The following is an 8,379-nucleotide window of genomic DNA, read 5'->3' as shown; positions in this document are numbered from 1 at the left end:
TGCGCCGATGATAGTGGACGGACGTCTGTGAAAGTAGGTCATCGTCAGGCTTTTATTGCTCAGAACCCCGCAGGCTAACGCCTGTGGGGTTTTGTCTTTTGGGGCGCGCCACACCCTGAAAAGAAACCCCCATGCGGCTTGCGCCGCACGGGGGTTTTTGTTGGCCGGGACAATGCGTCAGAGCGGTGCCGTTCCGGTGTAGTCCTGACGGTCAATGCCGTGACGCTGCAGCTTGTCGTAGAACGTCTTGCGAGGAATGCCCAACGCTTCCAGCGTTGCGCGGACGTCGCCCCGGTGGGCGGCGAGCGCTTCACGGATGAGCTGGGCTTCGAAACGCTCCATCTTTTCCGGCAGGGTGCCGGCGCTGATTGCGGGTTCGGGGGCCGTGGCGGTGGGGGTGTTCAGCACGCCCAGGACGAAGCGTTCGGCGAAGTGTGCGAGTTCTCGCACATTGCCGGGCCAGTCATGTGTCAATAGATGGCGCTTGATGTCCGTGGGCATGTCGGGAATATCGCGTTGGAAGCGGCGCGAGGCATGACCGAGGTAGTGGGCCAGCAGCAGAGGGATGTCCTCGCGGCGTTCGCGCAGCGGCGGAATGCGGATGGTGACCACATTCAGGCGGTAGAACAGGTCTTCGCGGAATTTGGCGCGAACGGCCGGGCTGCCCAGGTCTTCCTTGGTGGCGGCGACGACGCGCAGGTCCAGGTTGCGGACTTCGTTGCTGCCCAGCGGGGTGATCTGTCGCGATTCGAGGACGCGCAGCAGCTTGACCTGCACCGCCAGGGGCATGCTCTCGATTTCGTCGAGGAACAGGGTGCCGCCGCTGGCGTGCTCGATGCGGCCTATGCGCCGCTTCTGCGCGCCGGTGAAGGCGCCGGCCTCGTGGCCGAACAGCTCGCTTTCGATCACGCTTTCCGGTAGCGCGCCACAGTTGATCGCGACCAGCGCGCGATGCCGCCGGCGGCTCAGGCGGTGCAGGGCGGTGGCGACCACTTCCTTGCCGGTGCCGGTTTCGCCCTCAACCAGCACGTCGACGTCGGCGTCGGCGATGTGGCGCAGCGTCTGCTTGATGCGCTGCATGGCCGGGGTGGTGCCTATGAAGGGCACTTCGTCGGCTTCGACCGCGAACGCGGCCTCGCGCAGGCGGCGGTTCTCCAGCACCAGGTGACGCTTTTCGGCTGCGTGTGAGATGGCGGTGACCAGGCGATCCGGGGGATAGGGTTTGGCCAGGAAATCATAGGCGCCGTCGCGCATGCATTGCACCGCCATGGCGATGTCGCCGTGGCCGGTGATGAGGATGACGGGGATCTCCGGGTCGATGGCCCGCAGGCGCTGGAACAGTTGCAGCCCATCGATGTCGGGCATGCGGATATCGGTGACCACCACGCCGTCGAAGTCGCGATTGATCGTGGCGAGCGCGCCGCGCGCGCTGGCATGGGCTTCGACCGCGATGCCGTGCAGTTTGAGCGTCTGCACGTTGGCGCGGCGCAGGTCCTCGTCGTCGTCAATGAAGGCGACACGTGGTGCGGCGGGCTTGGCGCGGGGATCTTCCAGCAGGGCGGCTCCAGGCATGGCGCCTGGCGGCAGGGGCTGGGAGTGGTCGGTGTCAGGTACGCGGGTCATGGATCGAAGGCGGCGCTTTGCGCAGCGTCAGGGTGAACATCGCGCCGCGGCCGGGGCCGTGGGGCGCGGGGAAAATGGCATCGCCGGGATGGGCGGCACGCAGGTCGCCGCCGAATTCGGCGACGATGTCGCGTGAAATCACCAGGCCCAGCCCCAGGCCCTCGGCCTTGGTGGTGTGAAACGGCGTGAACAGGCGCGCGCTGGCTTCGGGCGACAGGCCCGGGCCGTTGTCGTTGACGAACAGTTGCACCGAGGCGCCCATGTCCTGCAGTGCGATGATGATGCGGCCGTCGGCCTGGCCTTCGAGTGCATCCATGCCGTTCTGCAGGAGGTTCACCAGCACCTGCTCGAGGCGGATGCGGTTGGCCTGCACCAGGTAGTCTTGTTCCACAGGCGGGCGTTGCAACACTACGCGCTGGCGCCTGGCCCGTGGGCCGACCAGCAGCAGTGCGCCATCCAGCGCCTCTTTCAGGCTGGTGGGGCCGACCGAGGCGCCTGCCTTGCGCGAGAACGCGCGCAGCTCGCCGGTGATATGGCCGATGCGGTCGGTGAGCGAGGCGATGGTGCCCAGGTTTTCCTGGACGGAGGCCGGATCCTGGCGGCGTAGGAATTCAGCGGCGTTGTCGGCATAGGCGCGGATCGCGGCCACCGGCTGGTTGATTTCGTGCGCGACGCCGGCGGCAACCTGGCCCAGCAGCGCGAGCTTGCTGGCTTGCACCAGTTCGTCCTGCATGGTGTGCAGACGCGCCTCGGTGCGCTGGCGTTCGTCCATTTGCGCCAGCAGTTGCTGGTTGACCTCGCGCAGTTGCGCGGTGCGCTCTTCGACCTGGGCGGCCAACTGCTGGCGTACCGCCATCTGCTGGGAGGCGCGTTCACGGTTGCGATGGCGGCGGTAAAGCAGGATGCCGATGACGGCGGATAGCACGCCTTGGGCCAGCAGGGCGCCCAGTTGCGCGTTGGCGGTGGCGCGGTTGAGCGCCGACTGCACGGGGGACAGCAGGTGCAGCGTCCAGCCCGGCGATTCGACGATGGGGAGTGTGGTGTGCAGCAGCGGCGCGCCGGCCGGAATCTGTGGCAGGGCTTCGGCCGATCGCAGCAGTTGGCCGCCACTGATCGTCGTCGGGGCGGGCCGCAAGGGCAGCGGCTGGAACATGGCGTCGCCGAACTGCAGGCTGGTGCGCAGGGTCTGGGCCAGGTCGGGCGTCAGCGGCTTGAGCACACGGAAGCGCCAGTCGGGCACGCTGCCCAGCAGCACGACGCCATGTTCGTCGGTGACGAAGATGGGCGCGTTCGACTGGCGCCAGTCGGCTTCGAGGTCACGGAAATCGACTTTCAACACCACGACGCCCAGCATCGTGCCGCTGGTGTCGTCGACCCGCCGCGACAGGTAAAGGCCGGCTTCGTGGCTGATGGTGCCAAGCGCGAAGTGCTCGGCGGATCCGTGCGCCACGGCGCCGCGAAAGTAGGGCCGGAACTGGTAATCGACGCCGACGAAGGTGGCGGGTTCGCGCCAGTTGCTGGCGGCGATGGCGTAGCCCGTCTGGTCCAGGACGTAGATCGCCGAGGCGCCCACGCCGCGGCTCAGGCTGTCGAGTTTTTCGTCGAGCGACTCGATCTGCGCCGCTGTGGGGTTCTGCAGCGTGGCGCGCAGGTCGACATCGCGAGTGAGGACGAAGGGCAGCGCACGGAATTTGTCCAGGTTGTTGCGCAGCAGGGCGGCGTTGATCTGGCCGGCGCTGCGGGCCTGCAGGTAGGCTTCCTTGAGAGCGCCGTCGCGCGCCCATTCGCTGGCGGCATGCAGGATACCGAACACCACCGCCACGACCGCCAGAATCAGAAGCGCCCACGGCCAGGCCTGACGGCGGCGGGACGCGGCGGCATCCGCTTGAGCGGGCGCAGCGGCGGACGCCTGCTGGGAGCGAGGACGAGTGGGCATGGTGGTGTGCGGTTTTTCGCACATTTTAGCGGAGTTCTGTGCGGTATTTCGCCAATCTTTTCGGCGGCAACCCCTGTCAGCCGGAAAAAGCACAATTGAATCAAAGGCTTGAGTTCTATATCCGATCAACCGTGGCTTGGCACGCCATTTGCATATGACAGTGCAAGCCCGGCGATATTGCTCATCGGGTGAAATCGGCCTGCGGAGATACGCAAGGCTTTAAAAGAGATAACGCCCCCGATACCCGCTGCGCATCGTCGCATGGAGCCTGGGGCCCTGGTGGGGACAAATCCCGATGATCGAAGTGGATCAAGGCGCGCCTGCGCGCAAGCTCAAGTTCTATCAAATTCTGTATGTGCAGGTGCTTTTCGCGATCGTGATCGGCATCCTGCTGGGCTATTTCAAGCCCGACCTCGGGCAGGCCATGCAGCCCCTGGGTGACGGCTTCATCAAGCTGGTGAAGATGATCATCGCCCCGGTGATCTTCCTGACCGTGGCGACCGGCATCGCGGCCATGAGCGACCTCAAGAAGGTCGGGCGCGTGGCGGGCAAGGCCATGCTGTACTTCCTGGTGTTCTCGACCCTGGCCCTGATCGTGGGCATGGTGGTGAGCCACATCGTGCAGCCGGGCGCCGGCATGCACATCAATCCGGCCACGCTGGACCAGAAGGCGGTGTCGGGCTATGTCGCCAAGGCGCATGACTCGACCATCACGGGTTTCCTGCTGAACGTCATCCCCACCACGATCTTCAGCCCCTTCGTCGGCGGCGACATCCTGCAGGTGCTGTTCGTGGCGGTGCTGTTCGGCATCGCGCTGGCTCAGGTCGGCGAGCGCGGCAAGCCGGTGCTGGACTTCCTGACGGCGCTGGCCCAACCGATCTTCAAGCTGGTCGCCATCCTGATGAAGGCCGCGCCCATCGGCGCATTTGGCGCGATGGCGTTCACCATCGGCAAGTACGGCATCAAGTCGATCATCAACCTGGCGATGCTGGTGGGCACCTTCTACGCCACCTCGGTGCTGTTCGTGGTCGTGGTGCTGGGCCTGGTGGCGCGCTACAACGGCTTCTCGATCCTGAAGCTGGTGCGCTACATCCGCGAAGAACTGCTGCTGGTGCTGGGCACGAGCTCGTCGGAAGCGGCGCTGCCGACGCTGATGCAGAAGATGGAACGCGCCGGCTGCTCGAAGTCGGTGGTCGGCCTGGTGGTGCCCACCGGTTATTCGTTCAACCTGGATGGCACCAACATCTACATGACGATGGCGGCGCTGTTCATCGCGCAGGCCTGCGACATTCCGCTGTCGCTGGGTGACCAGATCCTGTTGCTGCTGGTGGCAATGCTGAGCTCCAAGGGCGCCGCGGGCGTGACGGGCGCCGGCTTTATCACCCTGGCCGCGACGCTGTCGGTGGTGCCGACAGTGCCGGTGGCCGGCATGGCGCTGATCCTGGGCGTGGACCGCTTCATGTCGGAATGCCGCGCGCTGACCAACCTGGTCGGCAACGCCACCGCCGCGGTCGTGGTGGCGCGCTGGGAAGGCGAGTTGGACAAGGACCAACTGCATGCGGCGCTCGAAGGCGAGGCGCCGGCCGCGCAGCCGCAGGCGATGGCGCGGGTGTCGACGTCGCAGAGCTGATCGCCGCCTGACCACGTCAAAAAGCCCCCGGGACCGCACGGCCCGGGGGCTTTTTTCATGGGATTGCGCGGAATCAGGGAATCGCGATGCCCGCGGCCCGCAACAGGTTGGCGGTCTCGAATAGCGGCAGGCCCATGACGCCGGTGTAGCTGCCGTCGATGCGCGCGATGAAAGTGCCCGCCAGGCCCTGGATGCCATAGGCGCCGGCCTTGCCGTAAGGCTCGCCGCTGTCGCAGTAGCGCGCGATTTCGTCAGGTTGCAAGGGGCGCATCTGCACCTGGGTGATCGAAACCGCTTCCAGCAGGCGATCGCCCGTCCATAGCGCGACGGCGGTGTGGACCTGGTGCGTCTGGCCCGACAACGCCTGCAGGATGCGGATGGCGTCGTCGCGGTCGGCGGGCTTGCCCAGCACCTGGCCGTCGAGGATGACGGTGGTGTCGGCGGCCAGCAGCGGCAAGGCCGGCAAGGCTTGCGCGCGCAGCCAGTCGCGGCCGCGTTCGGCCTTGTCGCGCGCGGTGCGCTGCACGTAGTCGGCGGCGCTTTCGCCGGGGTGCTGGGGTTCGTCTTCACCGGGCGGCGCCGGCACGCGCAGCACGTCGTGCGCGAGGCCGATCTGCGTCAGCAGTTCGCGCCGGCGCGGGCTGGCGGAGGCGAGGTACAGGCGTGCGGGAGGGGGGGCGTCAGTCATGGGAAGCGGCGCGCGCCAGGCTGGCGTCCGGCGTCATGCCTCAGGCGCGATGATAGGGATGGTTGGTCATGATGGCCCAGGCGCGGTAGAGCTGTTCAGCCAGCACCACGCGCACCATGGGATGCGGCAGCGTTAGTGACGACAGGCGCAACTGGCCGCTGCACGAAGCCTTGAGCTCGGCATCCAGGCCGTCGGGGCCGCCGACCAGGAAGGCGACGTCCTGGCCACCGGCGCGCCATTGCTCCAGCTTTTGCGACAACGCCATGGTGGTGAGGTCGCGGCCGCGTTCGTCCAGCGCCAGGCGTAGCGCACCGGCCGGCAGCGCGGCCTCGATGCGCTTGGCCTCGGCGGCCATCATCTGGGCCGGGGTCTTGCCAGTCGTGCGAGGCTCGGGCTTGATCTCGCGCAGTTCCAGCGCGCAGTCGGGGGGCAGGCGCTTGGCGTAGTCATCCCAGGCGGTCTGCACCCAGTCCGGCATGCGCGTGCCCACGGCGGCGACGATCAGCTTCACGCCGCGCCTCAGTCGTCGGTGCTGTCGTAGGCGCTATCGCTGGCGACCGGCGCGACCCGGGTGGATTCGGGCAGCAGTTTGACGCGCACCGGCTTGCCGCCCCAGATCTCTTCCAGGTTGTAGTACTGGCGGATGGCGGGCTGCATGATGTGGACCACGACATCGCCAAGGTCGACCACGACCCATTCGCCGGTGTCTTCGCCTTCGATCGTGATGCCGGACAGGCCGAGCGCGCGGCCGCGGTCCGACACGCTGGAGGCCAGCGCGCGGGTCTGCCGGTTGGAAGTGGCGCTTGCAATCACGACGCGATCGAACAGGCTGGTCAGATGCGTGGTGTTGAAGACCTTGATGTCTTGCGCCTTGACGTCTTCGAGGGCGTCGATGACGGCGCGTTGGAGTTTCTGTATATCCATAGCTGCAAATATAACCCGCTGACGGACGGCGAGTGCCGGTTTCCGTGGCGCTGCGCGCCAGGGCGGGATGGGTTTATCGGTAAAGATGGTGCGCCGCAATATAGGCGGCGACCGGCGCGGCCAGCAGGCCGTCGGTCGGTTCGCCCCGGGCCAGGCGCTCGCGGATCTGCGAGGCCGAGACCGGCATCGGGGCGAAAGGCAATTCTTCGAGCTGGCGTCCCTGGCCACGCAGCCAGTCGGCCAGTTCCGCCGGCGGCGCCAGCGGCGTGCCGGGGCGTGTGGCCACCGCCAGGTCGACCAGGCTGGCGATTTCGCGCCATGACTGCCAGGTGCAGAAATTGGCCAACTGGTCGGCGCCCAGCAGCCAGACATAGCGGGCATCGGCGGGCAGGGCGCGCAGGGTGTCGATGGTGTAGGTGGCGCCGCCGCGTTCGAGTTCGATCGGATTGACCGCCAAGCCATCGTGGCCGGCGATGGCCAGTTCCAGCATGGCGCGGCGCTGGTCCGCGGTGGCGTGCAAGGCGGCGCGCTGCCAGGGGTTGGCCGCCGGGATCAGTTGCACTTGCGCCAGGCCGAGCGCCCGCAGCGCGTTGTCGGCCAGCGCGACATGCGCGACGTGGACGGGGTCGAAACTGCCGCCCAGGAGCCCGATACGCTTCACACCCAGTCCCGCGGCGTCAGGTAGGCAGCCAGCTCGGCCTCGGGCGTGCCCGTCTCCGGCTGCCAGTCGTAGCGCCATTGCGCCAGCGGCGGCATGGACAGCAGGATCGACTCGGTGCGGCCGCCGGACTGCAGGCCGAACAGTGTGCCGCGGTCGAACACCAGGTTGAATTCGACGTAGCGGCCGCGGCGGTAGGCCTGGAAGTCGCGTTCGCGTTCGCCGTAGGGCGTGTGGCGGCGACGTTCGACGATCGGCAGGTAGCTGTCGAGGAAGGCGTCGCCGACCGAGCGCGTCAGGGCGAACGAGGCGTCGAAGCCGGGAGCGTTCAGGTCATCGAAGAAAATGCCGCCGATGCCCCGGGTTTCGTTGCGGTGCTTGAGGAAGAAATACTCGTCGCACCAGCGCTTGTAGCGCGGGTAGTAGTCGGCGCCATGCCCGGCCAGGGCGTCGCGGCACACCGTGTGGAAGTGGCGCGCGTCTTCCTCGAAAGGGTAGTAAGGCGTCAGGTCGATGCCGCCGCCAAACCAGAACACGTCGGCCTCGTCATGGCCGTGACGGGCCGCGGCGACGAACATGCGCACGTTCATGTGCGTGGTGGGCACGTACGGGTTGCGCGGGTGCAGCACCATCGACACGCCCATGGCTTCCCAGGAGCGGCCAGCCAGCTCGGGCCGGTGCGCGCTGGCCGACGGCGGCAGCTTCGAACCCTGGACGTGGCTGAACAGCACGCCGGCGCGCTCGAACAACTGGCCGCCTTCGAGCAGGCGCGACAGGCCGCCGCCGCCTTCGGGCCTGACCCATTCGTCGCTGCGGAAGGGGCCGCCTTCGGCGGCCTCCAGCGCGGCGACGATGCGGGCTTGCAGGCCGGTGAGGTAGCCGCGGACGTCGGCGACGGGCAAGGCGTTCATCGGCGCTTC

8 protein-coding genes are annotated in these 8,379 nt (G+C 67.3%); 1 reads left to right on the top strand and 7 read right to left on the bottom strand.

The features are described 5' to 3' along the window. Nucleotides 1-177: 177 nt before the first annotated feature. Together HV783_RS10740 and HV783_RS10735 are read right to left on the bottom strand one after the other, a co-directional pair. Nucleotides 178-1,572, bottom strand: coding sequence for a sigma-54-dependent transcriptional regulator (locus tag HV783_RS10740; protein WP_175167706.1), 1,395 nt, complete (start codon nt 1,570-1,572; stop codon nt 178-180). Between the two features lie 34 nt (nt 1,573-1,606). Beyond that, complete coding sequence (locus HV783_RS10735; RefSeq protein WP_254603865.1) at nt 1,607-3,559, bottom strand: sensor histidine kinase; 1,953 nt, start codon at nt 3,557-3,559, stop codon at nt 1,607-1,609. Nucleotides 3,560-3,854: 295 nt separating this feature from the next. Between HV783_RS10735 and HV783_RS10730 the strand changes: the two genes are divergently transcribed. Further along, a complete protein-coding gene (locus HV783_RS10730) occupies nt 3,855-5,189 on the top strand; it encodes a dicarboxylate/amino acid:cation symporter (RefSeq protein ID WP_054503965.1) in 1,335 nt (444 codons plus the stop codon). A 73-nt stretch (nt 5,190-5,262) separates the two neighbouring features. On the opposite strand, the gene HV783_RS10725 is transcribed toward HV783_RS10730, so the two are convergent. The 5 genes from HV783_RS10725 to hemF all read right to left on the bottom strand — a co-directional run bounded on the left by HV783_RS10725 (nt 5,263) and on the right by hemF (nt 8,370). Next, nucleotides 5,263-5,877 (bottom strand): Maf family protein, encoded by a 615-nt coding sequence (locus HV783_RS10725; RefSeq protein ID WP_054503964.1) that lies wholly within the window; start codon nt 5,875-5,877, stop codon nt 5,263-5,265. A 40-nt stretch (nt 5,878-5,917) separates the two neighbouring features. After that, nucleotides 5,918-6,388, bottom strand: coding sequence for a 23S rRNA (pseudouridine(1915)-N(3))-methyltransferase RlmH (gene rlmH / locus HV783_RS10720; protein ID WP_049075290.1), 471 nt, complete (start codon nt 6,386-6,388; stop codon nt 5,918-5,920). Between the two features lie 8 nt (nt 6,389-6,396). Continuing rightward, nucleotides 6,397-6,801 (bottom strand): ribosome silencing factor, encoded by a 405-nt coding sequence (rsfS, locus tag HV783_RS10715; protein WP_175144044.1) that lies wholly within the window; start codon nt 6,799-6,801, stop codon nt 6,397-6,399. Between the two features lie 73 nt (nt 6,802-6,874). Continuing rightward, a complete protein-coding gene (gene nadD / locus HV783_RS10710) occupies nt 6,875-7,462 on the bottom strand; it encodes a nicotinate (nicotinamide) nucleotide adenylyltransferase (protein ID WP_144655253.1) in 588 nt (195 codons plus the stop codon). After that, nucleotides 7,459-8,370, bottom strand: coding sequence for an oxygen-dependent coproporphyrinogen oxidase (gene hemF / locus HV783_RS10705; protein WP_144655252.1), 912 nt, complete (start codon nt 8,368-8,370; stop codon nt 7,459-7,461). Before hemF ends, nadD begins: the two co-directional genes overlap by 4 nt. Between the last annotated feature and the right edge of the window lie 9 nt (nt 8,371-8,379).

Source organism: Achromobacter dolens, assembly GCF_902859745.1.
In the GTDB taxonomy this organism is placed as follows: Bacteria; Pseudomonadota; Gammaproteobacteria; order Burkholderiales; family Burkholderiaceae_B; genus Achromobacter; species Achromobacter dolens.
Note: the sequence above shows the minus strand (reverse complement) of the source record. Positions and strands in the feature narration are given on the sequence as shown.

What these genes read in the sequence shown, in the direction of transcription:
- HV783_RS10725 (WP_054503964.1), bottom strand. Translation starts at nt 5,877, where the DNA reads ATGACTGACGCCCCCCCTCCCGCACGCCTGTACCTCGCCTCCGCCAGC.
- HV783_RS10730 (WP_054503965.1), top strand. Translation starts at nt 3,855, where the DNA reads ATGATCGAAGTGGATCAAGGCGCGCCTGCGCGCAAGCTCAAGTTCTAT.
- HV783_RS10735 (WP_254603865.1), bottom strand. Translation starts at nt 3,559, where the DNA reads ATGCCCACTCGTCCTCGCTCCCAGCAGGCGTCCGCCGCTGCGCCCGCT.
- hemF (WP_144655252.1), bottom strand. Translation starts at nt 8,370, where the DNA reads ATGAACGCCTTGCCCGTCGCCGACGTCCGCGGCTACCTCACCGGCCTG.
- rsfS (WP_175144044.1), bottom strand. Translation starts at nt 6,801, where the DNA reads ATGGATATACAGAAACTCCAACGCGCCGTCATCGACGCCCTCGAAGAC.
- HV783_RS10740 (WP_175167706.1), bottom strand. Translation starts at nt 1,572, where the DNA reads ATGCCTGGAGCCGCCCTGCTGGAAGATCCCCGCGCCAAGCCCGCCGCA.